Origin of the sequence: Diaphorobacter sp. LI3 (genome assembly GCF_022807955.1) — a bacterium.
GTDB lineage: Bacteria > Pseudomonadota > Gammaproteobacteria > Burkholderiales > Burkholderiaceae_C > Diaphorobacter > Diaphorobacter nitroreducens.
On the sequence record NZ_CP094346.1, the window covers coordinates 1,236,743 to 1,261,892 of the forward strand.

General features: G+C 68.8%; 20 protein-coding genes and 1 tRNA gene. 17 read left to right on the plus strand and 4 right to left on the minus strand.

Going from position 1 to position 25,150, the window contains the following annotated elements; genetic code table 11:
- Positions 1-5 precede the first annotated feature (5 nt).
- The 8 genes from MRB47_RS05785 to MRB47_RS05820 all read left to right on the plus strand — a co-directional run bounded on the left by MRB47_RS05785 (position 6) and on the right by MRB47_RS05820 (position 10,873).
- Positions 6-1,136: an ABC transporter substrate-binding protein gene (locus MRB47_RS05785; RefSeq protein WP_252102161.1), complete on the plus strand. Its 1,131-nt coding sequence runs from the start codon at positions 6-8 to the stop codon at positions 1,134-1,136.
- Positions 1,121-3,073, plus strand: coding sequence for a TonB-dependent receptor plug domain-containing protein (locus MRB47_RS05790; RefSeq protein ID WP_252102162.1), 1,953 nt, complete (start codon positions 1,121-1,123; stop codon positions 3,071-3,073). The genes MRB47_RS05785 and MRB47_RS05790 overlap by 16 nt, the downstream gene beginning before the upstream one ends.
- A gap of 85 nt (positions 3,074-3,158) precedes the next feature.
- On the plus strand, positions 3,159-7,082 hold the full coding sequence (locus MRB47_RS05795) for a cobaltochelatase subunit CobN (RefSeq protein WP_252102163.1): 3,924 nt from the start codon (positions 3,159-3,161) through the stop codon (positions 7,080-7,082).
- Between the two features lie 13 nt (positions 7,083-7,095).
- Positions 7,096-7,641, plus strand: a complete 546-nt coding sequence (locus MRB47_RS05800) for a MotA/TolQ/ExbB proton channel family protein (protein WP_252102164.1) — start codon at positions 7,096-7,098, stop codon at positions 7,639-7,641.
- Positions 7,638-7,967 (plus strand): DUF2149 domain-containing protein, encoded by a 330-nt coding sequence (locus tag MRB47_RS05805; RefSeq protein ID WP_252102165.1) that lies wholly within the window; start codon positions 7,638-7,640, stop codon positions 7,965-7,967. The genes MRB47_RS05800 and MRB47_RS05805 overlap by 4 nt, the downstream gene beginning before the upstream one ends.
- A gap of 1 nt (position 7,968) precedes the next feature.
- Positions 7,969-8,760 (plus strand): ABC transporter permease, encoded by a 792-nt coding sequence (locus tag MRB47_RS05810; RefSeq protein ID WP_252102166.1) that lies wholly within the window; start codon positions 7,969-7,971, stop codon positions 8,758-8,760.
- The gene (locus MRB47_RS05815) at positions 8,757-9,590 is read left to right on the plus strand and encodes an ATP-binding cassette domain-containing protein (protein WP_252102167.1); all 834 of its coding nucleotides are present in this window, start codon (positions 8,757-8,759) and stop codon (positions 9,588-9,590) included. The genes MRB47_RS05810 and MRB47_RS05815 overlap by 4 nt, the downstream gene beginning before the upstream one ends.
- A 62-nt stretch (positions 9,591-9,652) precedes the next feature.
- Positions 9,653-10,873: an NnrS family protein gene (locus MRB47_RS05820; RefSeq protein ID WP_252102168.1), complete on the plus strand. Its 1,221-nt coding sequence runs from the start codon at positions 9,653-9,655 to the stop codon at positions 10,871-10,873.
- 118 nt (positions 10,874-10,991) lie between these two features.
- Here MRB47_RS05820 and MRB47_RS05825 read toward each other — a convergent pair.
- The 3 genes from MRB47_RS05825 to MRB47_RS05835 all read right to left on the minus strand — a co-directional run bounded on the left by MRB47_RS05825 (position 10,992) and on the right by MRB47_RS05835 (position 13,028).
- Positions 10,992-11,067 (minus strand) — tRNA-Lys (locus MRB47_RS05825).
- Positions 11,068-11,151: 84 nt separating this feature from the next.
- Positions 11,152-12,129, minus strand: a complete 978-nt coding sequence (locus MRB47_RS05830) for a GMP reductase (RefSeq protein WP_015914016.1) — start codon at positions 12,127-12,129, stop codon at positions 11,152-11,154.
- Positions 12,130-12,320: 191 nt separating this feature from the next.
- Positions 12,321-13,028, minus strand: coding sequence for a hypothetical protein (locus tag MRB47_RS05835; protein ID WP_411275732.1), 708 nt, complete (start codon positions 13,026-13,028; stop codon positions 12,321-12,323).
- A gap of 64 nt (positions 13,029-13,092) precedes the next feature.
- Here MRB47_RS05835 and MRB47_RS05840 point away from each other — a divergent pair, with 64 nt between their 5' ends.
- On the plus strand, positions 13,093-15,543 hold the full coding sequence (locus MRB47_RS05840) for a UvrD-helicase domain-containing protein (protein ID WP_252102170.1): 2,451 nt from the start codon (positions 13,093-13,095) through the stop codon (positions 15,541-15,543).
- A gap of 50 nt (positions 15,544-15,593) precedes the next feature.
- On the opposite strand, the gene MRB47_RS05845 is transcribed toward MRB47_RS05840, so the two are convergent.
- Complete coding sequence (locus MRB47_RS05845; protein ID WP_252102171.1) at positions 15,594-16,199, minus strand: hypothetical protein; 606 nt, start codon at positions 16,197-16,199, stop codon at positions 15,594-15,596.
- A gap of 385 nt (positions 16,200-16,584) precedes the next feature.
- Between MRB47_RS05845 and MRB47_RS05850 the strand changes: the two genes are divergently transcribed.
- The 8 genes from MRB47_RS05850 (at position 16,585) to MRB47_RS05885 (ending at position 24,989) form a co-directional block, all read left to right on the plus strand.
- On the plus strand, positions 16,585-16,944 hold the full coding sequence (locus MRB47_RS05850) for a hypothetical protein (RefSeq protein WP_252102172.1): 360 nt from the start codon (positions 16,585-16,587) through the stop codon (positions 16,942-16,944).
- A 183-nt stretch (positions 16,945-17,127) separates the two neighbouring features.
- Complete coding sequence (locus MRB47_RS05855) at positions 17,128-20,688, plus strand: beta strand repeat-containing protein (RefSeq protein ID WP_252102173.1); 3,561 nt, start codon at positions 17,128-17,130, stop codon at positions 20,686-20,688.
- A gap of 48 nt (positions 20,689-20,736) precedes the next feature.
- Complete coding sequence (locus MRB47_RS05860; protein WP_252102174.1) at positions 20,737-21,171, plus strand: hypothetical protein; 435 nt, start codon at positions 20,737-20,739, stop codon at positions 21,169-21,171.
- Positions 21,172-21,228: 57 nt separating this feature from the next.
- A complete protein-coding gene (locus MRB47_RS05865) occupies positions 21,229-22,380 on the plus strand; it encodes a CsgG/HfaB family protein (protein WP_252102175.1) in 1,152 nt (383 codons plus the stop codon).
- A gap of 161 nt (positions 22,381-22,541) precedes the next feature.
- The gene (locus tag MRB47_RS05870; RefSeq protein WP_252102176.1) at positions 22,542-23,189 is read left to right on the plus strand and encodes a sel1 repeat family protein; all 648 of its coding nucleotides are present in this window, start codon (positions 22,542-22,544) and stop codon (positions 23,187-23,189) included.
- 230 nt (positions 23,190-23,419) lie between these two features.
- Complete coding sequence (locus MRB47_RS05875) at positions 23,420-23,650, plus strand: hypothetical protein (protein ID WP_252102177.1); 231 nt, start codon at positions 23,420-23,422, stop codon at positions 23,648-23,650.
- A gap of 44 nt (positions 23,651-23,694) precedes the next feature.
- On the plus strand, positions 23,695-24,288 hold the full coding sequence (locus MRB47_RS05880; protein ID WP_252102178.1) for a hypothetical protein: 594 nt from the start codon (positions 23,695-23,697) through the stop codon (positions 24,286-24,288).
- Between the two features lie 128 nt (positions 24,289-24,416).
- Positions 24,417-24,989 carry an OmpA family protein gene (locus MRB47_RS05885; RefSeq protein WP_252102179.1) on the plus strand — a complete coding sequence of 191 codons (573 nt, stop codon included), beginning with the start codon at positions 24,417-24,419 and terminating at the stop codon, positions 24,987-24,989.
- Positions 24,990-25,150 lie beyond the last annotated feature (161 nt).

Sequence of the window (25,150 nt, forward strand, 5' to 3'; positions counted from 1 at the left end):
ATGCGATGCTGACGAACCCTGTGCAGTCCGTTGACCAGGGCCGCCGCCGCCTGCTGCAGACCTCGGGTGCGCTCGCGCTGGCCGGGTTGCCGGCATGGGGTGCGGCGGCTCCCACGGTGCCTGCCGCACCCGCCGCGCCGCTGGCCCGCCTGGTGCTGGCCGGGCCGCCTGCCATCGTCTCGGCGCCCCTGATCCACATGGCCGAGACTCAGGCGCTGGCGGGCGTGGCCGAGCGTGTGGAGTTCACCCCCTGGCGCGACCCCGACCAGCTGCGCGTGATGGCCTTGGGCCGCAAGGCGGATGTGCTGGCCATGCCCAGCAACGTGGCGGCCAACCTCTACAACCGTGGCGCGGGCGTCACGCTGCTGAGCATCTCCACCTGGGGCGCGCTGTGGATCGTCACGCGTGATGGCGCGCGGCGCACGGTGGCGGATTTTCGCGGCGAGGAAATCGCCGTGCCTTTCCGCGGCGACATGCCGGATCTGATGCTGCAACTGCTTACAGCCCGGCAGGGGCTGGACGTGCGGCGCGACTTCCGCGTGCGCTACGTGCCCACGCCCATGGAAGCCATGCAGTTGCTCATCACACGCCGGGTGCGCCATGCGCTGCTGTCGGAGCCCGCCGTGTCCCTGGCGCTGCGCAAGACGCAGTCCTTTCCCCTCGGGCTGGTGGCGCCCGCGCTGCACCGCGGCGCCGACCTGCAGCAGGAATGGGGCCGTGTGTTCCAGCGCGCGCCGCGCATCCCGCAGGCGGGCATTGCCGCCGTGGGCGCCCTGCGCGGGCAAGGCGCCGCGCTCGCGGCCGTGGACGCAGCCTATGCGCGCTCCGTCGCCTGGTGCCGTGCCCATCCCCAGGAGTGCGGCCGCATGGTGGCCGCACGCATCGACCTGCTGACCCCCGACGCCGTGGCCGACGCGCTGGCCACCAGCCAGCTGGACGCAGTCCCGGCGCAGCGGGCGCGCGCCGAGGTCGACTTCTTCTTCCAGCAACTGCTCGCGCGCGACCCCGCGCTGCTGGGCGGGCGGCTGCCCGACTCCGGTTTCTTCCACTCTCCCGCCCAGCCCCACGCCAGCAATGCGGCGCCAGCGTCCAGCCACTGCGGTCTTTCCTCAGGACGTTCATGCCACACCACTTGATCCATGTGACCCTTTGCCGTCGCCATCCGCTGGCCCTGGCCGCCTTGCTGTGCCTGTCGGGCGCCGCGCGTGCCCAGGCCGCGGCCGAGGCCCCGGCCGCCACCGCCCTGGCGCCCGTCACCGTGACCGCCACACTGACCGAGCAGGACGCCCGCACGGCGCCCGCCAGCGTCACCGTGATCACCGCGCAGGACCTCGCCGAGCGCAACGCGGCCGACCTGCTGGACGCCGTGCGCGGCGCGCCGGGCATCACCTTCAGCGGGCGCCAGGTGGGCGGGCGCAAGACGCTCGCGCTGCGCGGGCTGGAGGGCAAGCACACGCTCACGCTCATCGACGGGCGGCGCATCAGCGCGAGCGACGACGTGATCGGCCATTCCGACTACCAGTACGGCTGGCTGCCGGTGTCGGCCATCGAGCGTGTGGAAATCATCCGCGGGCCGATGTCGGCGCTGTACGGGTCCGAGGCGCTGGGCGGCGTGGTCAACATCATCACGCGCAAGCCGGGCGACCGCTGGATCGGCTCGCTGGGCTTCAACGCCGCCTTCCCCGCCGGCGGCGAGGCCGCGGCCGAAGGGGGCGCCTCGCTGTTTGCGGCGGGCCCACTGAACGACCGGCTGCGCCTGTCGGTGAATGCCGAGTACGCCCACCGCGACGCCGTGGCGCAGCGCGAGGACCCGCGCTACAGCGAGATCGAGGGCCGCAAGCCGCGCAGCCTGGGGCTGAACGCCGAGCTGGACCTGGCGCCCGGCCACCGGCTGGAGGCCGGCGTGACCGATGGCGAGGAACGGCGCTTTTACGACGATGTGAGCGGCGCGCGCCCCTATGCCAACCGCTATGACCTCGACCGCCGCCAGACGCACGTGGGGTGGAAGGGCGAGATAGGCGCCTGGAAGGCGCAGGCACGCGCCTACCGCAGCGAGATCAGCGTGCGCAACAGCCGCACCAACGGCGTCAGCCCCACGCGGGCGCAGGACATGACGGACGATGTGGTGGACGGCCACGCCACCACCCGCTGGGGTGGCCACCAGGTCACCGTGGGCGGCGAGTGGCGCAATGAAGAGCTGGTGAATTCCGGCCTGCTGAACGGCCGCGACGACGTGTCGCACAAGGCCCTGTTCGTGCAGGACGAGTTCGCGCTGGGCACGAACCTGCTGGCCACGCTGGGCCTGCGCGCGGACCACCACGGCATCTTCGGCTCCGAGCTGAGCCCCCGCGCCTACCTGGTGTGGGAAGCCAGCCCCGCGCTGGTGGTCAAGGGCGGCCTGGGACACGCCTTCAAGGCGCCCACGCTCAAGCAGATCTCGCCGAACTACGTGGGCGCCGAGGGGCCGCACACCTTCCGGGGCAACGCCGACATCCAGCCGGAGACCTCCAACTCCTTCGAGATCGGGGCCGACTGGCAGGTCAGCCCCGCTTGGTCGCTGCGCGCCACCGCGTTCCATACCGAGGTCAAGCAGCTCATCACCTACAGCCTGATCCAGCAGGTGGGCACGCGCCGCACCTACCTCTACGACAACGTGGACGCGGCGCGCATCCAGGGCCTGGAGGCCGGCTTCACCTGGGCCATCACCGACGCGCTGCGCTGGAGCATGGACGCCACGCTGCTGCGCACCCGTGACAAGGCCACGGGCGAGCGCCTGTCCGACCGGCCCGACACCAGCGTGGCCTCGCGCCTGGCATGGCGCGTGGCGGGCTGGGACGCGCAGCTGGGCGCCGAGTACACGGGCCGCCAGACCAGTTCCGGCCAGCGCCTGCCCGCTTACACGCTGTGGAACGCGAGCGTGGGGCGCGCCTGGGCGCTGGGCGCGCACCAGCGGCTGAACCTGCGCGCCGGCCTGGAGAACCTGGGCGATCTGCGCCTGGCGGAGAAGTCCCCCGCGTTCGGCTATGCCGAACAGGGCCGCCGCGTCTTCGTGAGTGCGCGGCTGGATTTCTGAACGCTTTGCGCGGGCGGTATTGTTTTGATAGCTGCTTGCGCTTGATAAACAAGGGCTGGAGGTCGATTTGGTTAAAAAATGGTTGATGGGCCTGATGCTGCTGCTGGCGGGCGCGGCGCAGGCGGCATCGGTGCTGTTCATTGCCACGGGCAACGTACCGGCTGGCAAGTTCCACCAGCTGGCCGAGATCGCGCGCCCGCACGGGCTGACCGTGGAGGTGCGCTTCCTGGGCAGCCTGCCCGCCGACGTGGACGGCGGGCTGTGGCGCGGGCATGACGCGGTGTTCTTCGACAGCTACCTGCAGGACGAGGTGCGCGCGCGGCTCACGCGCGCGCTGCCCGCCCTGGCAGTGCCGCATGCCTGGCTGTACGACGCGCGTCCCGCCTGGGGCGGCAGCCTGCCCGAGGCCGTGGCGCAGCGGCTCGTGCGCTACTACGCCAGCGGCGGGCGCCAGAACTTCGAGGGGTTCTTCGCCACGCTGGCCGCACAGTTGCAGGGGCGCGACGCGCTGGGGGCGGCGCCGGCGCCCGTGGTGTTCCCCAAGACCGGCATCTACCACCCGCGCACGCCGGGCCTGGTGACGGCCGACCCCGCCGCCTACCTGCGCACGCAGGGCGTCGACCCCACGGACGGCCAGCGCCGCCCCGTGGTCGCCATCGCCCTGCACCAGCAGTACATCGCCTCGATGCAGACGGCATTCATCGACGACCTCATCGCGCGCATCGAAGCCGCCGGCGCCACGGCGCTGGCGTTCTACACGCCCATGCTCGACCCGGGCGGCGTCACGCGCGTGCTGCAGCCCGGCGGCGCGGGCACGCCGGTGCTGGCCGACGTGCTCATCAACACGCAGATCATGCTGAACGCCGACGAGCGGCGCGCCGAGTTCACGCGGCTGGGCATGCCCGTGCTGCAGGCCATGCCCTACCGGCGGGGCGACGAGGCCCAGTGGGCCGCCAGCCCGCAGGGCGTGGCCCTCATGGATGTGCCCTTCTACCTGGCCCAGGCCGAGTACGCGGGCGTGGTGGACATCCAGGTGGCCGCCGCCACGCGCGCGGGGGACGAGCAGGTCGTGCCCATCGCCGCGCAGGCCGCCGCCGTCGTCGGCAAGGCGATCAACCTGGTGGCGCTGCAGCGCAAGGCGAACGCCGACAAGCGCATCGCCGTGTTCTTCTGGAATTACCCGCCGGGGGAGAAGAACCTGTCGGCCTCGTTCCTCAACGTGCCGCGCAGCCTGCAGGCCACGCTGGCCGGGCTGCGTGGGGCGGGCTACGACACCCAGGCCGCGGACGAGCAGCCGCTGATCGCGCAGTTGCAGCGCCTGCTCGCGCCCGCCTACCGTGACGGCATGCTGGCGCCCTTGCTGCGCGATGGTCTGGCCGACCGCCTGCCGATGCAGGAATACCGCGCCTGGCTCGCCACGCTGCCCGCGGCCACGCGCAATGCGCTGCACAAGAGCTGGGGCGCACCCGAGGACTCGTCGATGGTGGTGCGCGAAGGCGGCCAGGCGTTCTTCGTCATCCCGCGCCTCATGCTGGGCAAAGTGGCGCTGCTGCCGCAGCCGCCGCGCGGCGAAAAGTGGGCAGACAAGGAGAAGTCGCTCTACCACTCCACCAGCGCCTGGCCTTCCCACCACTACCTGGCCGTGTACCTGTGGGCGCGGCGGAACGCGGGCGATGCCTTCGTGCACTTCGGCACGCACGGCAGCCAGGAATGGCTGCCGGGCAAGGAGCGCGGCCTGGCCGTGACCGACCCCGGCATGCTGGCCGTGGGCGACGTGCCCGTGGCCTACCCCTACATCGCCGACAACATCGGCGAGGCGCAGCAGGCGCGCCGGCGCGGGCGCGCGGTGATCGTGAGCCACCAGACGCCGCCGTTTCAGCCCGCGGGGCTGCATGCGCAGCTCACCGCGCTGCACGACCTGCTGCACGCCTGGGTGGCGCAGGACGAGGGTGCGGTGAAGGAGCGCATCGCCGCCGATCTGCTGGCGGGCGCCGAGAAGCAGCGCATCGTGGCCGACATGGGCCTCACCGCCGCGCAGGCGCGCGCCGACTTCGCGGGCTTCGTCAACCAGTTGCATGCGCACCTGCACGAACTGGCGGAGACCGCCCAGCCCCTGGGCCTGCACACGCTGGGCACCGCGCCGGCCGACGCGCACCGCCTGGGCACCGTGCTGCTGATGCTGGGCCGCCCCTACTGGGAGGCTGCCGCGCGCCATGCGGGCACACCGGCCGAGGACATCGACGAAGCCCTGGTGGGCGACTACGAGCGCATGGCGCAGACCGTGCCCTACCGCCTGCTGGCGCGCCATCTGCTGGAGGGCGAAGCCGACGACGCGCTGCCCGCGCCGCTGCGACACCACATGACCCAGGCGCGGCAGTGGTGGCAGGCCATCGGCGCGCAGAACGAACTGCCGGCGCTGCTCGCCGTGCTGGCGGGGCGGCACCTGCCCACGTCCTACGGCGGCGATCCGCTCAAGAACCCCGACGCTTACCCGACGGGCCGCAACCTGTATGGCTTCGACCCTTCGCGCGTGCCTACTCCGCAGGCCTGGGAGGCCGGCAAGCAGGCCGCCGAGCAGCTCATTGCCGCGTACCGCGAACAGCATGGCGGCACCGCGCCCACCAAGGTCACCTTCTCGCTCTGGTCGGTGGAAACCATGCGCCACCAGGGCATGCTGGAGGCGCAGGCGCTGTGGCTCATGGGGGTGGAGCCGGTGTGGGACCAGGGCGGGCGCGTCACCGGCGTGCGGCTGGTGCCGCGCAAGCAGCTCGCCCGTGCGCGGGTGGATGTGGTGCTGTCGGCCACCGGCCTGTACCGCGACCATTTCCCCAACGCAATGCAGCAGCTCGCGCGCGGCATGGCGGAGGGCGCGGCGCTGCGCGCGGGCCAGACACGCATCTTCTCTTCCGAGTCGGGCCGCTACGGCACGGGGCTGGACGATGCGGTGCTGGCCACCGACACCTGGCAGGGCAAGGCCGAGGGCGACCGCAAGCTCGCGCAGCTCTATCTCTCGCGCATGCAGTACGCCTACGGGCCCGACGAGTCCGAGTGGGGCAGCCTGCCTGCCGCGCAACGCGGCAGCAAGGACGAGACGGGCAACCTCTATGCCGAGCACCTGCGCGGCACGCAGGCCGCCGTGCTCTCGCGCAGCTCCAACACCTACGGCATGCTGACCACCGACGACCCGTTCCAGTACCTGGGCGGCATTGCGCTGGCCGTGCGCCACCTCGACGGCAAGGCTCCGCAGCTGCTCATCAGCAATCTGCGCGGGCCGGGCAGCGGGCGCGTGGAAGGCGCGGCGCAGTTTCTCGCCAAGGAGCTGGCGACGCGCCAGTTCCACCCCGGCTACATCCAGGGCCTGATGAAGGAAGGCTACGCGGGCACGCTGCAGGTGCTGGACGCCACCAACAATTTTTGGGGCTGGACGGCCGTGGCGCGTGAGATCGTGCGCGACGACCAGTGGCAGGAGATGGCCGACGTCTACGTGCGCGACAAGCACCGCCTGGGCCTGGATGCGTGGTTCGAGCAGCACAACCCGCACGCCTTGGCGCAGACCATCGAGCGCATGCTGGAGGCCGCGCGCCAGGGCTACTGGCAGGCCGATGCGCAAACGCTGCAGACGCTCAAGAGCCGCTGGCGCGACCTGTCGCGGCGCTTCGACGTGCGCAGCGACAACGCGCGCTTTGCGTCCTTCGTTGCCGAGGGGGCGCCGCAGGCCGCCGCGATGGGCTTCGGCCTGCAGTCGCCTGCGCGCGCCGCGCGTCCCACGGCAACGCCATCCGTGGCCCCGCAAGCGGCGACGATGCCTGAGCCGCAGGCTCCGCCCGAACCGGCCCCCGAACCCGTGCCGCCACCGCCCACGGTAACGGGCATGCGCCTGGCACCCGTGGAGCCGGTGCAGCCCCCCCGACCTACGCTGGCCACGGCCGCGCTGGGGCTGCTGCTTGCGGGCATCACCGCGGCGGGCGCCCTGCGCCAGCGCCGGCGCGCCCTTGTTCCATCCCATTGAACCTCGATACACCATGACCAATCCGATCGAATCGGCGATGTACGTCGCCAGCCAGCTTTTCCTCTATCCCGTGCTCATCGCCATCGCGCTGCTGTTCGTGCATGCGTTCTATGCGCTGGGGGCCTTCGCATGGCAGGCGTGGCAGCGCCACCGGGGCCAGCCCGGCGGGTTTGAACTGGCCGCCGCGCGGGCGCGCAATCCGGCGCTTTCGCTGATCGACCTGGAGGCGCTGGCCACGAAGCGGCTGGAGTTCGCCCGCATTGCCACCCGCGTGGCGCCCATGCTGGGCCTGGTGGCCACCATGATCCCCATGGGGCCTGCGCTCATGGCACTGGCCGACGGGCAACTGGCCGACGTCTCGCGCAACCTCATGGTGGCGTTCTCGGCGGTGATCCTTGCGCTGCTGGCGGCAGCCATCAGTTATGCCGTGGTCAACGTGCGCCGGCGCTGGTATGCCGTGGACCTGGCCCTCATCGAACAGCGTGCGCCGGTGCAGCCGCCCGCGCCGGCGCCCGTGCACGACCCCGTGGGCGCGCTGGCGATGGAGGGGGTGCAATGAGCCGCCTGCGCCTGCTGGACGAATCGGAGACGGATGACCCCATCCTCTCGGTCGTCAACCTCATCGATGTGTTCCTGGTCATCATCGCGGCGCTGCTGCTGGCGGTGGCCAACAGTGCGGTCAATCCCTTTGGCAGCGAATCGGTCACCGTCATCAAGAACCCCGGCCAGCCCAGCATGGAGGTGATCGTGAAGGACGGCCGCAAGATCGACCGCTACCGCGCCAGCGGCGAGATCGGGGAGGGCGAGGGCGCCAAGGCCGGCGTGGCCTACCGGCTCAAGGACGGCTCCATGGTCTACGTGCCCGAGCCGGGGGAGGGCGGCTGACATGGGCCTTGCCTGGCGCTGGCTGCGCGGCATTCCCGCGTACCTCTGGAGCGGCTGGGGCGCGGCTGCCAGCCTGCTGCTGTTCGTGGCGCTGTGGGAGCTGGGCGCGGGCTTGTATGGCCCGCTGATCCTGCCCGACCCGATGACCACCTTCGCTACCCTCTGGGGCCTGGTGCAATCGGGCGTTGCCTGGCCCGAGCTGGCCGTGACCGCGCGGCGAGCGCTTGCCGGCCTGCTGCTGGCGGTGACCGTGGGCAGTGCGCTGGGGCTGCTGGCGGGGCTGTCGATGACGGCCTCGATGATGGCGCGGCCCTGGGTCACGCTGCTGCTGGGCATGCCGCCCATCGCCTGGCTGGTGCTGGCCATGCTGTGGTTCGGCGCGGGGGATGGCACGCCGGTGTTCACGGTGTTCGTGGCCTGCCTGCCGGTGGTGTTCATCGGCGCGTTGCAGGGCACGCGCACGCTGGACCACCACCTCAAGGACATGGCGCGCGCCTATCGCCTGCCCTGGCGCATGCGCCTCACCGATCTGTACCTGCCGCATGTCGCGGCGTACCTCTTCCCCGCGTGGATCACGGCGCTGGGCTCGTCGTGGAAAGTGGCCGTGATGGCCGAACTGCTGGCCACCAGCGACGGCGTGGGCGCGGCGCTGGCGGTGACGCGCTCGCACCTGGACACGGGCGCATCGCTGGCCTGGATCTGCGCCGTCGTGGGCAGCCTGCTGGTGCTGGAGTACGCGCTGCTGGAGCCCGTCAAGCGCGAGCTGGAGCGTTGGCGGGGAGCGGGCACATGAGCGGCCTGCAGATTGAGGCGCTGCACCACGCCTACGGGCCGGCGATGGTGTTGCAAGGCATCGATTTGCAGGTGCCACCAGGGCGCATCGTTGCGTTGGTGGGCCCCTCGGGCTGCGGCAAGACCACGCTGCTGCACTTGTGCGCCGGCTTGCTGGCGTCGCAGCAGGGCCGCATCGAACAGCCCCTGCAGCCCACCGCGGTGATGTTCCAGCAGCCGCGGCTGCTGCCGTGGATGACCACCCGCGACAACATCGCACTGGGCCTGAAGGCCCGAGGGGCCGCGCGTGCCGAGCGCCACCGCCAGGCCGCCGAGATGGCGCAGGCCCTGGGCCTGCCGGTTGCGGCGCTGACGCAATACCCGGCCGAGTTGTCGGGCGGCATGCAAAGCCGCGCGGCGCTGGCGCGCGCGCTGGTACTGGCACCCGCGCTGCTGCTGATGGACGAGCCCTTTGCCGCGCTGGATGTGGGCTTGCGTAGCCAGTTGCACCAGTTGCTGCTGGCCCGGCAGGCACACACCGGCATGGCCGTGCTGCTGATTACCCACGACCTGATGGAAGCCGTTCGGCTGGCGGACGAGGTGCTGGTGATGGCCGCATCGCCGGGCCGCATCGTGGCGCGCTACCACCCGCCCGGCGCGGCGGTAGCGCGTGGCGACGCGCTGGTGCACCGCTGCGCGGCGGAGTTGCAGCAGCATCCCGCGGTGCGTGTCGCGTTCGGGTTGCCCGACAGGGCGGGCTCCGCCACGGACGCGGACGACAGCGTGGCGGCTGAGGGCACGTGGCACGCCACCGCCGCCATGGTCGGCGGGCCGCAGCGCAGTGGTTGTTGAACTTGATATGAAAAATGCCGCCAGCCATTGCAGGGAAAGCGCGAGCAGCTCCTTTTTTTGAAATGAATCACCCCGCGAACCTGCTGCGCAGCGGCCATCCCATCTGGATGTGCGGCATGCGCCCCTTCTTTGTATTGACCATGGTGGCGGCCATCGGCCTGCTGGGCTGGTGGGCCTTCGTGCTGGCGCTGGGCTGGCCCGTGCCCCGGGTGGTCGGCGGGCCGCTGGTGTGGCATGTGCATGAACTGGTCTACGGCTTTGCCATGGCGGCGGTGGCGGGCTTTGCGTTGACGGCGCTACCGGAGTTCACCGGCAGGCCTGGCGCCACGCGAAGCCAGTTGCGCGCGCTGGTGCTGCTGTGGCTGTGTGGCCGGCTGGGGTTCTGGGTGTCAGGCCATGCCGGCGGTGCGGCGTTGTGGCTGGCGGCCGCGGCGCAGGTGGGCCTGCCGCTGGCGCTGCTGGCGGTGTTGGCGCCCGCGCTGCGCAGCCCGCAAGGGCGACGGCACGGGTCGTTTGGCGTGCTGCTGCTGGCTCTGGCAGGAACGGCGGCGGGCTTCTACGCCGATGCGCTGCGCGGCATGGCGGGGCTGCGGTGGCTGCATGCGGCGCTGGGCGTGCTCATGTTGCTCATCGTGGTGGCGGCCAGCCGCATTTCGATGCGCATCGTGAACCGCGCCATCGAGCAGGTCACGCCGGGTGCCGCTCCCTACGTGGCCCGCCTGCCGCGGCGCCACCTGGCGGCACTGTGCATCACGTTGTACACCGCGGCCGAGTTCCTGCGCCCGGCGAGCGCGCTGGCGGGCTGGCTGGCGCTGGCTGCCTCGGCGGCGGTCTTTCACCTGATGGGTGACTGGCACGTCGGTGCCGCCTTGTGGCGCCGGCGGTTTCCGCTGCTGCTCTACGCCATGTACGCTTGCATGGCCCTGGGCTATAGCGCGCTGGGGCTGGCGCATCTGGGTGTCCTTCCCGGTACCGCTGCAGGCCGGCACCTGATGGGCATGGGCACGGTGGGGCTGAGCATTTACGTGGTGATCGCCATTGCTGGGCGTGCCCACGCCGGCCTCGCGCCGGACCCCGGGCGGTGGGTGCCCCTGGGCGCGGCCGCGCTGCTGGTGGCGACGGCCGTGCGTGCGGCCGCTGGCGGGATGGGCGGGGGAGGTGGCTGGCTGGCCCTGGCGGCTGCAGGTTGGTGCCTGGCCTTCCTGGCCGTTCTGTGGCGCATCGGCCCGCCGCTGTGGCGGCCGCGCAGCGATGGGCGCCAGGGGTGCGATGGGCCTGAATAGGTGGGGAGGAGAAGGCCCGCATCAAGCGGGCGAAGGGGCGGGAGAGCCGGGCTGGCGTGGAGCCCAGATCGCCATGAAAAAAGCCGAATCCGCGCTGCGGATTCGGCTTGGCTGTCTTTGGTGGGCCCTGAGTGACTCGAACACTCGACCAACGGATTAAGAGTCCGCTGCTCTACCAACTGAGCTAAGAGCCCTCTCTTTTCAGAGATGCCGCGTTGCAGCACAGCCATGGATTATGCACCATTTTTTTCGCCTCGCTGCGACGTCGGACGAAAAATTTACATCAACAGGTGCTCGCCGGCGTTGTCGCCGCCCAAGATCACGTAATTCACCTTGCGGATGTCCATGAGCTTTTTGCCGCCCGAATAGCTGATGGAGCTCTGGATGTCCTGCTCCATCTCGGTCAGGGTGTCCGCCAGCTTGCCCTTGATGGGCTCCAGGATGCGCTTGCCCTCGACGTGCTTGTACTCGCCCTTGTTGAAGTCGGACGCCGAGCCGTAGTACTCCTTGTACAGCTCGCCGTCCACTTCCACGGTCTTGCCGGGCGATTCTTCGTGGCCCGCGAACAGCGAGCCCACCATCACCATCGTGGCGCCAAAGCGCACGCTTTTGGCAATATCGCCGTGGCTGCGGATGCCGCCGTCGGCAATGATGGGCTTGGTGGCCACGCGCGCGCACCACTTCAGCGCCGACAACTGCCAGCCGCCCGTGCCAAAGCCGGTCTTGAGCTTGGTGATGCACACCTTGCCGGGGCCGATACCCACCTTGGTCGCGTCCGCGCCCCAGTTCTCCAGGTCGATCACGGCCTCGGGCGTGCCCACGTTGCCGGCGATCACGAAGGCCGCGGGGATTTTGGCCTTCAGGTACGTGATCATGTTCTTCACGCTGTCGGCGTGGCCGTGCGCGATGTCGATGGTGATGTACTCGGGGCAGATGCCCTCGGCCACAAAGCGGTCCACCGTGTCGTAGTCGGGCTGCTTCACCCCGAGCGAGATCGATGCGAAGCACCCTTGTGCATGCATGTCCTTGACGAATTGCACGTTGTCCAGGTCAAAGCGGTGCATGACGTAGAAGTAGCCGTTCTGCGCCAGCCAGGTGCAGATCTTCTCGTCGACCACCGTCTTCATGTTGGCGGGCACCACGGGCAGGCGAAAGCGGCGCCCGCCCAGCTCCACGCTGGTGTCGCACTCCGAGCGGCTTTCCACGCGGCACTTGCGCGGCAGCAGCAGGATGTTGTCGTAGTCGAAGATTTCCATGAGGTTCCAAGCTCCTGTAGAGGTCGCGCGCGAGGGATTTCGCGGGCGATGGGGCGCTTGGCTTGCTTTCCGGCTTTTGCGGGCCGCAGGCGTGATGGCCGGGCCGGTCCCTGCAGTGCGCAGGCACAAAAAAACCGGGCGCAAGAAACTTGGGCCCGGTGATTGATTCTACCCGCCGCGCTGCCTTCGCTTTAATGACCCGTGCCGCAGTAGGTGTGTGCGGCGCCTACCCAGTCGCCGCCATCGCCTTGCACCCAGGCCGCCATGCGCAGGCGCTCGGGCTGCGCTCCGTGGGGTATGCGCATGGGGCGTATCTCCAGCCAGCCGCCCCGCTCCTGTGAGGGGCGCTGCCCGGGCGCGTCCCACACGCCGTGAAAGACATTGCGCACCAGGTGGCGCGTGACCGGGCTGCCCTCGGCGCCCGGGGGTATTTCCTCCAGCATGAGCAGCGTGACCTGAAGGCGGCGCGGGGTCTTGCCATGCGGGGGAATGAAGCGCAGATGCGCGCCCACGTAGTCTGCCACTGCGGGCCCGTGGGCCACGCGCAGCAGGGCGGTGGTGGGCAGCGTGGGCAGGCTGCTCACGAAGGTGTCGCTGCGCTGCGGCACCTCGCGCCCCAGTGACCGCAGACGTTCCAATGCATCGGGCGTGGCCGCGGCAGACAGCGGGGCATCTTCGCCCTGCGTGCCGGGCACGATCCAGTCGAGTACCAGCGCATCCCGGCCGGTGGCCGGGACCGCCGGCGGCTCCGCCCAGCAGCTGGCGCAGTCGGCGTTGAGAAAGCGCTCCACCAGCACCGTGGGCTTGGGCTGGGCGTCGCTGGAGCAGGAGGCGCGCGGCTGCGCCATCGCCAGGGGCATGGCGAGACACGCCAGCAGGGTGAGCAGTGGATAGCGCATGGGTGCCATGGTTCCACAAAGCCCGAGCGGCTGCATGCGCCGGTCGCGTTCCTACAATGGCGGAATGCTCCCACACGACCTGTTTTCCGGCGCGCCAGCGCCTTTTGGCACTGGCAATGGTGCCGGCGCTACCGGGGTTTCGTCCCAGGCGGTGCAGCCGCTGCTGCAAAACCTCAACCCCGAGCAGCTGGCCGCCGTGACGCTGCCTGCCGGCCATGCGCTCATCCTGGCGGGCGCCGGCTCCGGCAAGACCCGGGTGCTCACCACGCGCATTGCCTGGCTGCTGCAGAACGGTCTGGCCACTCCGGGCGGCATCCTGGCCGTCACCTTCACCAACAAGGCGGCCAAGGAGATGCTGACGCGCCTCTCAGCCATGCTGCCCATCAACGTGCGGGGCATGTGGATCGGCACGTTTCACGGGCTGTGCAACCGCCTGCTGCGCGCGCACCACAAGCTGGCAGGCCTGCCGCAAGCCTTCCAGATCCTGGACACGCAGGACCAGCTCTCGGCCATCAAGCGGCTGTGCAAGCAGTTCAATGTGGACGAGGAGCGCTTCCCACCCAAGCAACTGGCCTACTTCATCGCAGGCTGCAAGGAAGAGGGCATGCGCCCACGCGACGTGCCGGCGCACGATGCCGACACGCGCAAGAAGGTGGAGCTGTACCAGCTGTACGAGGAGCAGTGCCAGCGCGAGGGCGTGGTGGACTTTGGCGAGCTGATGCTGCGCAGCTTTGAGCTGCTGCGCGACAACGACCCCGTGCGGGCGCATTACCAGCGGCGCTTTGCGCACATTTTGGTGGACGAGTTCCAGGACACCAACAAGCTGCAATACGCCTGGCTCAAGCAGATGGCGGGCGACGTGGTGGACGGACGCCTGCACACGCAGGGCAGCGTGCTGGCCGTGGGTGACGACGACCAGAGCATCTACGCCTTTCGCGGGGCACGCGTGGGCAACATGCAGGACTTCGTGCGCGAGTTCGACGTGCAGCACCAGATCAAGCTGGAGCAGAACTACCGCAGCTACAGCAACATCCTGGACTCGGCCAACGCGCTGATCAGCCACAACAGCCGGCGCTTGGGAAAAAACCTGCGCACCACTCAGGGCCCGGGCGAGCCCGTGCGCATCTACGAGGCCAACAGCGATCTGGCCGAGGCGCAGTGGATGGTCGATGAGATCAAGCAGCTCGTGCGGGACGGCGAGATGCCGCGCAAGGAGATCGCTGTGCTCTACCGCAGCAATGCGCAGAGCCGGGTGATCGAATCGGCCCTGTTCAACGCCAGCGTGCCCTACCGCGTGTACGGCGGGCTGCGCTTTTTCGAGCGCGCCGAGATCAAGCACGCGCTGGCCTACCTGCGCCTGCTGGAGAACCCGCACGACGACACCAGCTTTCTGCGCGTGGTGAACTTCCCGCCGCGCGGCATTGGTGCGCGCACGCTGGAGGTGCTGCAGGATGCGGCGCGCAGCAGTGGCTGCTCGCTGCACGACGCGGTGAGTGCGGTGCCTGGCAAGGCCGGCACCAACCTGGGGGCCTTCGTGGCCCTGGTTCAAGTGCTGCGCGAGCAGACGCAGGGCCAGAACCTGCGCGGCATCATCGGCCAGGTGCTGGAATCCAGCGGCCTGCTGGAGCATTACCGCCACGAAAAGGAAGGCGCGGACCGGCTGGAGAACCTGGACGAGCTCATCAACGCGGCCGAGAGCTTCGTCACCCAGGAGGGCTTTGGCCGCGATGCGGTCGCGCTGCCGCTGGACGAGCACGGCAATGCCCTCACGCAAAGCCCGGCCAGCCAGGGGCTGGACCCCGACGCGCCGATGCTGAATGCCCCTGGCAACGTGGATGCCGACACCGGCGAAACGCTGTCGCCGCTGGCGGCCTTCCTGACCCACGCCGCATTGGAGGCGGGGGACAACCAGGCCCAGGCGGGGCAGGATGCGGTGCAGCTCATGACGGTGCATGCCAGCAAGGGGTTGGAGTTCGACTGCGTGTTCATCGGCGGCATGGAGGAAGGGCTGTTCCCGCATGAGAACTCCATGAGCGACCGCGACGGCCTGGAGGAAGAACGCCGCCTGATGTACGTGGCCATCACCCGCGCGCGCAAGCGTCTGTACCTGAGCCATTCGCAGACGCGCATGCTGCACGGGCAGACGCGCTACAACGTCAAGAGCCGCTTTTTTGATGAGCTACCCGAGGAGGCGCTCAAATGGATCACACCGCGCCAGGCGGGGTTTGGATCTTTTGCTCCTGATTCAGGAGCTGCTCGCGCTTACCAGTCGGGCGCTAGAGGTCAATTTGGCTTCAAGACCGAAGTGTTCGCCAGTCCCCCCGTACCCCCGGTCAAGGCGGCGCCGGGCCATGGCCTGCGCGTGGGGCTGGCGGTGTTCCACACCAAGTTCGGCGAGGGCAAGGTGCTCGCCATCGAAGGCGCGGACGCCGACGCGCGTGCGCAGGTGCACTTTCCGCGCCACGGCACCAAGTGGCTGGCGCTGTCGGTGGCCAAGCTCACCATCGTCGAGTAAGGCGGGTTGGCGCGGGTGGCGACGGGCGGCCCTGCCTGCCTGCGCCGGCGCTAGGAGGGCAGGCAGCGCAGCACCGCCTGGTCGGAGGGGAGCTTTTCGGCAAACAGCCCCTTGCGTTCCGGCGACAACAAGGCGGACAGGCCTTCCATGACGACGACTTCGGCCCCCGCCGGTGCGTCGCGGTAGCAGGGGCCCAGCACTTCCAGCGTGTGGCGCAGCGCGCGAGACTGGTCGGGGTTCGCCTTTTCCAGCGTGGCGGCCTGCTGGCGCAGCCACTCCTCGTAATGCGCCAAGTCCTGTGCAGGCAACCGGGTGCGCTCCGCCTCCGGAATCATGCTGGCGTAGAGCTGTTGCAGGTTCCGCGCGCCGGGCTGACCCAGGTGCAGCACGGCGTCGTAACGCGCCTCGAACGGTCCCTGGCGGTACAGCACGTGCCGCACCCGATAGCGCAACTCTCCGCCTTCTCCCCCCAGCGTGCGGACCAGTTCACGCGCCGCCGCGCTGTGCGGATCATTGGCGAACTGCGCCTGCAGCGCCGCTTGGATGGCGGGATCGGCGGGAAACCGGATGTTCTGTCCTCCGCTGTCCAAGCATGCGCCCAGCGCCATTGCCACGCCCAGAATACAAATACCCAAATTAATCTGCCGTATTTTCATGAAATATTGATGACTATTAGGTTTGGAAATTTATTTGAGATTGATTTTGGTGGCGGACTGGTTGAGCAGGTTTCTTGATTATTCAAAGCGTAACTTGATGATTCATGTCGCAATTGATTCGTGATGATTTTTTAATCATTTTGGCTCTGCTAGATCGAAAGCCGGCAGTTCTCCTCCGCGAGCGAAGATATTCCATGCGCCCCGAGGGCCCATGCGTGGAATCGGTGAAAAATAAGGGTTGGTGTGTGCTTACATTAGGTGTGTAAAGAGCAGAACTTTTGTTTACATGAAGTCTTGTGATGTTGGGAACAATCCGCCCGCAGCCTGAAGGGCCGCATTTATTGCATTGCCGATTACCCATCATCCACTCGAAAGGATTCATGAAATGCGACAACTTGCAGTGACCGCCATTGCCGCCCTGTCCCTGGGCTGCGGCGCCGCTTTTGCCCAGAGCGGCAACGTGACCATTCCGGGCCTGCTGTCGGGCAAGGGCTCCGCCGGCTCGGAAGTGACCAACAGCCGCGTGACCGTGACCGGCAACAAGGCGACCAACGTGATTGCCGGTGGCGGCAAGGCCGGCATCAAGGTGGCCGAGGTGTCGATGGAGGGCGTGGCCAACGTCAACAGCATCAACATCACCGGCTCGAAGATCCGCAACTCTGACATCACGGTGAGCGGCAACGAAGCCACCGACATCAAGGCCATTGGCGGTACGGCCAACGTCAACAGCATCAACATCAACTGATGCTGTACCGCGCGGCGGTGGCTGGCCTCTACCGTGGGTTGCTATCCGCGACGTACGGGTCCAGCCGCGGGACGCGCGGCGCGGAGCCCGGCGGCCGTGCGACCGGCGCCCTGCCGTGTGCATCCTGGCGCCTCAGCGCGCAACCGGTGCAGACGCCAGGGTGTGGCAGAGAGAGGACACAAGGTGCAAGGCATTGACAGGCCAATGGTCATCATCTGGTGCCTGGGGCTGACAGCGGCGGCACTGCCGCTGCGCGCCACGGCACAGGAATCCATGCTGGCCGGCCTCGGCTGGCACAAGAACAGCGCCGGCACGCAGGTGGATGGCGCCAGCGAAGTGCGTGTGCAGGGCAACCGGGCGGCGGGTCCGGTCGTCTCCACAGGCAGCAAGGGCTCGGCACTTGCCAACGCGGGCATGCGGGTGGATCTGGCGGGTACCGCACAGGCCCATGCCGCGGGCATCGCGGGAATGGAACTGCGCCAGTCGCGCGTGCATGTGCTGGCCAACCAGATAACGGGCTTCGTGCATGCGCTGGGCGGGGCGGCCACGGCCAACGTGGTGCTGGCCGCGGGCAGCACTGGCGCTCAACCGATCAGGGGTTCCGGCCTGGTGGTACAGGGCAACCGTGCAGCCGAAGTGGCCGCCTTTGGCGCCAAGAGCGAGGTGCTGCTGGGCAGCGGGTCGCTGCAGATGCCGGGCCGCGCAACTGCCAACAGCGTGCTGCTGGACGCCACGGCGGTGCGCAATTCGCAGGTGGTGGTCTCCGGCAATAACGCCCGGGAGGTGACGTCCATTGGCGGTGCGGCGCTGGCCAACGGTGTCACGGCCGCGCGCAGCGAGCTCGTGGGCACCGATGTCACCCAGACGGGCAATGAAGCCACCGACGTGCGCGCTGGCGGGGGAGCGGGTGGCGTGGGGAGGGGCACCATCGCACAGGTCGAGCTGACAGGCGTGGCCGCAGCCAACACCGTGTCGCTGGCGTCCAGCGAACTCGCAGGGGTGCGGCTGCAGCAGACGGCCAACAAGGCCAGGCAGGTGGGGGCGGACGGCGCAAGTGCGCTGGCCAACAGCATCAGCTTTAGCGAACATCGCGCAGACGCGGCGGGGGGATATGCTGCCTCCCTCGCAGGCAACGAGGCCACCGATGTGCGCGCATGGGGTGGCGCGGCATCGGTCCTGCGTGGCGCACTTGCGGATGTGCGCATGTCGGCCACGGCACTGGCCAACAGCATCTCCGTGACGCGCGGCGCGCTGCGTGCCGGTCCGCGCCATGACCTGGCGGGCAACCGGGTACAGGGCGTCGTGGCGACCGGCGGCGCAGCCGTCGCCAACAGCCTGTGGCTGGATGACGCCACGGTGGAGGGCGGTAGCGTCCACGTCGCGGGCAACCGGGCGGCCCAGGTGCAGACGGCCGGCGCGACGGGCAGCATTGGCGGTGGCGCGGTGGCGGGCTTCGAGCGCAACGGCCGTGCGTTGGCGAATGCCGCCGTGGCCGACCGCCAGTCCACGCTGGCGCAAGCGCGTGTGGCGCTCGCGGGCAACGCCGCCCAGCAGGTACAGGGCGCAGGGGGGCTGGCGGGAGCCAACACGTTGCTGCTCAGCGAGGGGCGGGTCCAGCAGTCGGACGTGACGCTGTCCGCCAACCATGCCGAAGGCGTGAGCGCCACGGGGTATGCCGCCCAGGCCGGTGGCGGAGTGCTGTTTGCTTCCGCGCAGAACGCGTCGGCGCTGGCCAACGCACTGGCCATTGCAGGGTCGCAGTTGGACGCCTCCCGCCTTGCAGTGCTCGGCAATACGGCTGTGCGGATTGAGTCGCGTGGCGGCATTGCCATGGCCAACAGCGTGGCCCTGGAGCACGGCGGCGGACAGGCGGCGCGTCTTTCAGGAACCGGGGCCATCGCCGGGAATACGGCGCGGCAGATTTCAACCGAGGCGGGTTCGGCCGCTGCAGGTGGCGGTATGGCCTCGCGCAGTGCGCAGGCGCGGGCTGCGGCAAACGCCCTGGTGCTGCACAACGGCGCGTGGGTGGATGCGGCATCGACCTGGGCCGTCGCCGGCAACCAGGCGCGCAGTGTCCAGGCGCACGGCGGCACGGCCCTGGTCAACGCGCTTGCGGCCTACCGGGGGGCGCTAATCCGTGGCAGCAATGTGGCGATCACCGGCAACGTGGTCGAGGGCATCGTGGCCGAGGGCGGGGCGTCGCAGGTACTGGGCGTGGGCCGCCATGGCAACGGGGTGCTGGCGGCGAACGCCCTTTACATGGATGGGGCAGCCGCCACGGGGCTGGACCGCTCTTCGCTGATGGTGGCCGGTAACCGGGCTCGCCAGGCGCAGGCGCAGGGCGGGCGTGTGAATGCCAATGCGCTTGCGCTCAACGACCGTGGCCGGGTGGAAGCCAGCAGCGTCACGCTTGCCGGCAACAATGCGTCAAACGTGCGCAGCCAGGGCCGCGAAGCGACGGTGGCGGGGATGGCCTGGGGCAAGGGCATCGGCCAGGCCAATGCCAACTCAGTTCAGGTGCTGGGACAGCTGCGTGCAGCCAGCATTCAACTGGCGGGCAACTTCGCGGCGAACGTGCGGGCGGACGAAGGGTTGGCTTCTGCCAACAGTTTCGTTCAAGGCGACGGGACTGCCGAGGCGGTGCAGTTGAGTTTGGCGGGCAATTCCGCCTCCGGCGCACAGGCACGTGACGGCCGCGTCGCGCTCACCAACAGCGTGCAGGTCGATGGCGGCCTGCAGGGCTCCAGCGTGCAGTTGGCTAGCAACCAGGGCGGGTCGGATGCCGGGGGGGCGCGCGATGCATCAGCGAACAGCCTGCGGGTGCGCCAGGGCGCGCGCGTGCGCGGCACGCAGGTCACCTTGGCTGCTAATAAGGGCACCGCGCGCCAGGGCACGGTCAACAGCGCAGACATCTCGGGCTCGCTGCAAGGCAGTAGCATCACCATCCTGGGCAACCAGGGGCAGGCGGATTCAGGGGGCGTGGTCAACAGTGTGGTGGGCCGGGGAGGTTTCTCCGCGAGCCAGGTGACGGTGCTTGGCAATCAGGGTACGGCGACGGGCGGCAGCGCCAACAGCGTGCGCAACGACGGCAGCATTGCGACGGCCAGCATCACCATCTTCGGCAACCAGGCCAGCGTCCAGGGCGGCGGGCGTGTGAATACGCTGGACAACACCGGCGCGCTGCGGCGCACGCAAGTGCTGATCGCCGGCAACACCGGCAGCGCACAGGGCGGCGGTACGGTCAACAGCGTGCGCAATCGCGGCAGCATGCAGGGAGCCCGTATCGTCATCAGTGGCAACCAGGGCACCGCGTTGGGCGGTGGCACGGTCAACAGCGTGGACAACCGCGGGCTGCTCAGCGGCCAGGTCGTGATTGCCGGAAACAGGGGCGGGGCGGTGATGGGCGGCACGGTGAATTCCGTGGTGAACCAAGGCGTCATGGCGGGTACAGTGGCGATTGTTGGCAACCACGGCCGTGCGACCGTTGGAGGCGTGTCCAATTCCCTCATCAACCATGGCGTGGTGACCGGCACGGTGGCCATCGTGGGCAACGCCACCATGGCCGGTCCCGGCATGACATCCGGCAGCGTGCGCAATGTGGGTGGCGCGATCACGGGAGCCGCCGGAGTGGCAGGCAACGCGGCCTTCGCGGCCAACCCGGGCTACACCTACACGGTGCCCTCCTCTGGCGTGGTCAACCAGTCCGTGACCGTGCTGCCTGCAGTGAACCTGTTGAGCATGTAGCGATGCCGTACGGCGCTCTTTCATTCAATGTGCAAGGAAGGTCCACCTATGAAAAAAAACCTGGAAAACGCCATTCGCACCTGGGCCGCCGGCGGGGTGCTGTCGATCGTGGCGCTATCCGCGCCAGCGCAGATGGTCAATTACGGCGAGCAACTGGGTTCCTACAAGGACATGGCTCAGAGTGGTGTACGCCTCAATGATGGCGTGTACCCCTCGGTGAGCGCCAAGGCGCGAGTGGCGCGTGCCATCGCCCGCAACACGCTGGTGGACCAGAGCGCCCTGGTGCAGCCCGACGGTACGCTGAAACTGCCCGACAACCAGCAAAACCTGGTGATCCGTACCTCGTACTCCGATATACAGCGAGGCGCCGACGGCACGTTGCGCATTGCCAGCCCGGTGATTCAGGGCAACGTGTCCGGCAACGTCACGCTGTATGTGGAGGGCCGTGGCGTGGAGAACATCACAGTGCTGAATTCGCGCTAGGGCGCAGGGGCGTCGCCGTCTGCAGCGCCAACAGGTCATCGTTGAACACAAAGAAATATGAGAACTAACTATCTGCGAATGGGAGGGGCCGCGTTGGCTCTGGTGCTGCTGGCGGGCTGCGCCACCACCGAGAACGCGCTCAAGGACGCCAACAAGCTCATGCAGGAGCGCGAATCCGACAAGCTCCTGCCGGTCACCAACCTCAGCCCCTATGCGCAGGCGCTGGGCCGTTTCGGCCGAATGCTGGATATCTACAAGGACGGCGACCCGGTCCTCTACATGCAAACGCGCAGCATCCTCGACGCCACCAATCTGTCGAACCCTCTCGTGGGCGCCGAGATTCCCGGCGACATCACGGAGATGGTGCGTACCGCTGTCAACCGCATCGGTGCGCGCGTGGTGTACGTTCCCTACCATCCGGAATACTTGGTTGCCCAGGCGCAGTTGGGGGCCAAGTTCGGCGTGACCATGCCCGATTTCCTCATCACTGGCGCATTGACGGAGTTCGATCGCGCTATTGCAGGCGCGGGGCGGGTGAACTCGGTGGGCATCGAATTCGGAGGAGGCAACGGTACGGTCACGCTGGGCGGTGACGTCAAGCGCACCGCCATCTACTCGGCGCTGGCGCTGGACCTCAATCTCGTGAGTTTTTCCACCCAGCAGATGGTGCCGCAGATACAGGCGTCCAACGTGGTCAAGGTGCTGAACTTCAGCTCCGAGGACAACGCCAGCCTGGGCTTCTACGGCGACGCTTTCGGCTTCAAGATGGAGGGCAAGTATTTGCAAGGACGCCATTCGGCGATCCGCACGCTGGTGGACTTGAGCGTCCTGGAACTTGTGGGCAAGGCCACTAACACGCCGTATTGGCGCTGTATTCCAGGTGGAACGCCCGATCCCGTGGTCATGCAGAACATGCGCAATGCCTTCAATGGCCTGACCCCTGAGCTCAAGATCGGCCTCATCCAGGTGATGCTGCGCAAGTATGGCGAGCCCGTGGAGGTCACACAGAAATATGACGAGCCCACGCGGGCGGCCCTGGAACGTGTGTACGCCGCGCGTTTCGCAGAGTGGGGTTCTGTGGACGTGATGAGTTGGGAAGGCTTCCAGCCGCTGTTCTTCAATGTGCCCATGCCATGGGATGCGGCGGTGCAGGCTGCAGCGCAACCTGCGGCCCCCTCGCCGGCGGCGAATGGCAAGGCAGGCACATGAGCAGGATGTTCGTCTACAAGGCCTGGTGCGGCGCGGCCCTCTGCCTTTCGCTGGGCGCACACGCGCAGCCCGCGGCGGTGCCTGCAGTCGCGCCCGCACCTGGTGGCTCACCTGTGCCTCCCACGGCGCAGGGGAGCGGATCACCCCCGGTGAGTGCGAGCGTGCGCTTTCTCGAAGCCTGCAATCAGTCTCTGGAAAAAGGGGTGACTGACCTGGGCTGCCAGGGCCCCCTGTATCGCAATGAACTGGAGCGTCTCAAGCGTGAGGCCGTGACCACGCAAAACCCGCAGCTTCTGTCGCTGTTGGGCAATGCCTACGAAAACCCGCGCGCTGGCCTGGGCGACGTGGGGCAGGCCTACCGTTGGTACGTGATGGCGGCGGTGCGGGGTGACCCGCGGGCGATGCAACGCCTGTCGGAGATGAACCGCCGCGGCAGTGGTGTGCCGCAGGACAAAGTCAAGGCCCTGGGCTATGCCCGTCTGGCGCAGCGCCTTGGGGCGCCGGGCGCAACCGCCGCGGCCCCCGACGTGGCCCAGGCTATCAACGATCTGGGGTCGGAAATGGCCGCCGAAGAAATGGCCTTGGCTGAACGCTTCGCGCTGGAACTGGAGGCCCAGGTTCTCCGCCAGACGCCGAGTGCTCCGCAGGCGCCGACAGGCGCGCCGCTCACGTCTGCGCCGGCGCCTGCGTTACCCGCCGCCGCGCCATCGCTGCCCGGCCGGAGCTTGCCTGGGGTACCTCAGTCATCCTCCGGTCCGACAGCGCCGTTGCCCGGCGCGCGGTTGCCCGGTATCCCCGCATCTCCCTGATTGCCGTTATGCAACGTTTCTGCCTAATGCTTGCCGCAACCCTCTGGACCGGATGGGGCGCCAGCCTGCCTGTGTTGTCGTGGGCTGGCGACCCCCTCGGTCCGCGAGGCAGCTTGGGACCCCGCGGCGATATCGGGCCGTCCCGCCCGCAGGACGGAAGTGCCGGCCAGGTCGGGGCCGTCCGGCGTCCCGCGCCGGTAGAACCCAGGAACGCACCGAAGCGGGAGGGGATGGGTAATCGCGTGGAAGCCACGGGCAACAGCGCGGCCGCAACGATCTGCGGCGCCACGGACACTTCCGTCAATAGCGTGGACGTGCGCGGCGCGCGTTTGGAAGGCCGCACGGTGATCGTGCAGGGGCGCAACTCCCGTCATGTGGATACGCGCGATTGCCCACCCACTGCCGCCCCGGGCGAGGCGTTGGGCGCCCCTTCGCAAGTGAACAGCATTCGCATCCGTTGATGCGCATGCGTTTTTCGAGAACCACTTAAGGAGTAAAGATGGGTATGGCATACAAAGGTATCGCGGGCTGGGCGGCGGTGGCTATGGCGGCGTTGTGGCTCACGGGCTGCAAGGATCCGGTGGGCACAGCGGCGGTGCAGGTCCCCGCACCCGCGCCGGCACCCGCTCCCGCCGTGGCTGCTGCGCCTGCGGCGGCAACCACGGCGGTGTCTGCGGTACCGGAGGCGGTAACCGCTCCCAGCGCTGCTCCGGCCGCGCCACGCACCTTGCCGCTGGGCGTGCAAGGCGTGGCACCGGCGGGGGTGACGGTGCGCGTCAAGAGTGTGCAGATCGGGGGCGACGCTACGGTGCTGGATGTGAGCATCTCCTTTGCCAACCGCATCACCGATTCCACCATGCTGGCGCTGGCCGATACCTACCTGCAGGACGAAAGCGGCGCGCGCCTGCACGTCAAGCGGCCGGACCACAACCGGGACATCACCATCCGCGAAGGCCAGACCCTGGATGGGCAACTGGTTTTCCTGGGCCGCGTGCTGCCCACCGCGCGCACGCTCAAGCTGGTCTTCAATGACGGCAACGATGGCGACAACATCGTTGCGCCGGGGCTGTCCATGGACCTGCCGCTGCAGGCGGGTTGATGGCGGTGCGGTGTTCGCCAGCCTCGCGGGCTGTCCTGTGGGCCGCGTGCTGCGCCGCCGTGGCCTCAGCGGCGCAGACATTGGAAGTGCGGCGCAGCAGCCAGTCGCTCGCGGCGACGCCCACCCATTTGCAACCAGCGGACGCTGCCCCGCTGACCCAATTGCAGCCGCACGTGACGCACGGCGGCCTGGTGCCGCGCGAGACCGAAACCCGGCTGCAGGCGGCGGCAGGGCCGGCCACGCTGCTGCGCGCGGCCGAGGTGCCGCCGCAGCGGCTGGAGCAGACCCGCGCGCTGCTGGTGGAACTGCAGGCCCAGCCCACGCCCGAGCAGGCCATCTCCATCGACCTGCCTGCCGATGTGTTGTTTGACTTTGACAAGGCCGAGTTGCGGGCCGATGCCGCGCGCTCGCTTGACAAGGCGGCCGAGCTGCTCAAGAGCTACCCCCAGGCGCCCATCGACGTGGTGGGACACACAGACGGCAAGGGGGGCGATGCCTACAACGACGCCTTGTCGCAGCGCCGCGCCGCCGCCGTTGCCGCCGCGCTGCAGTCGCGCACGGGGCGGCCGATCGCCACGCGCGGCATGGGCAAACGCCAGCCTGTCGCGCCCAATACCACGCCGGATGGGCGGGACGATCCTGATGGGCGCCAGCGCAACCGGCGCGTGCAGATCGTGATCGGGGCATTGCCGGTGCGGTAGGGGATGGGACGCGGGCCCGCGCGTCGCTCAGGCGCTGTGGGTCTGTGTGTCCCTCGCGCGTGCACGGAAGGCCCGGCGTGCGAAGCGGTGTCTTGAAGATGTCATGTACACGTCATGCGGGCGCAACAGACGTACTCCAGGATCGCGGGACCTTGATTGCC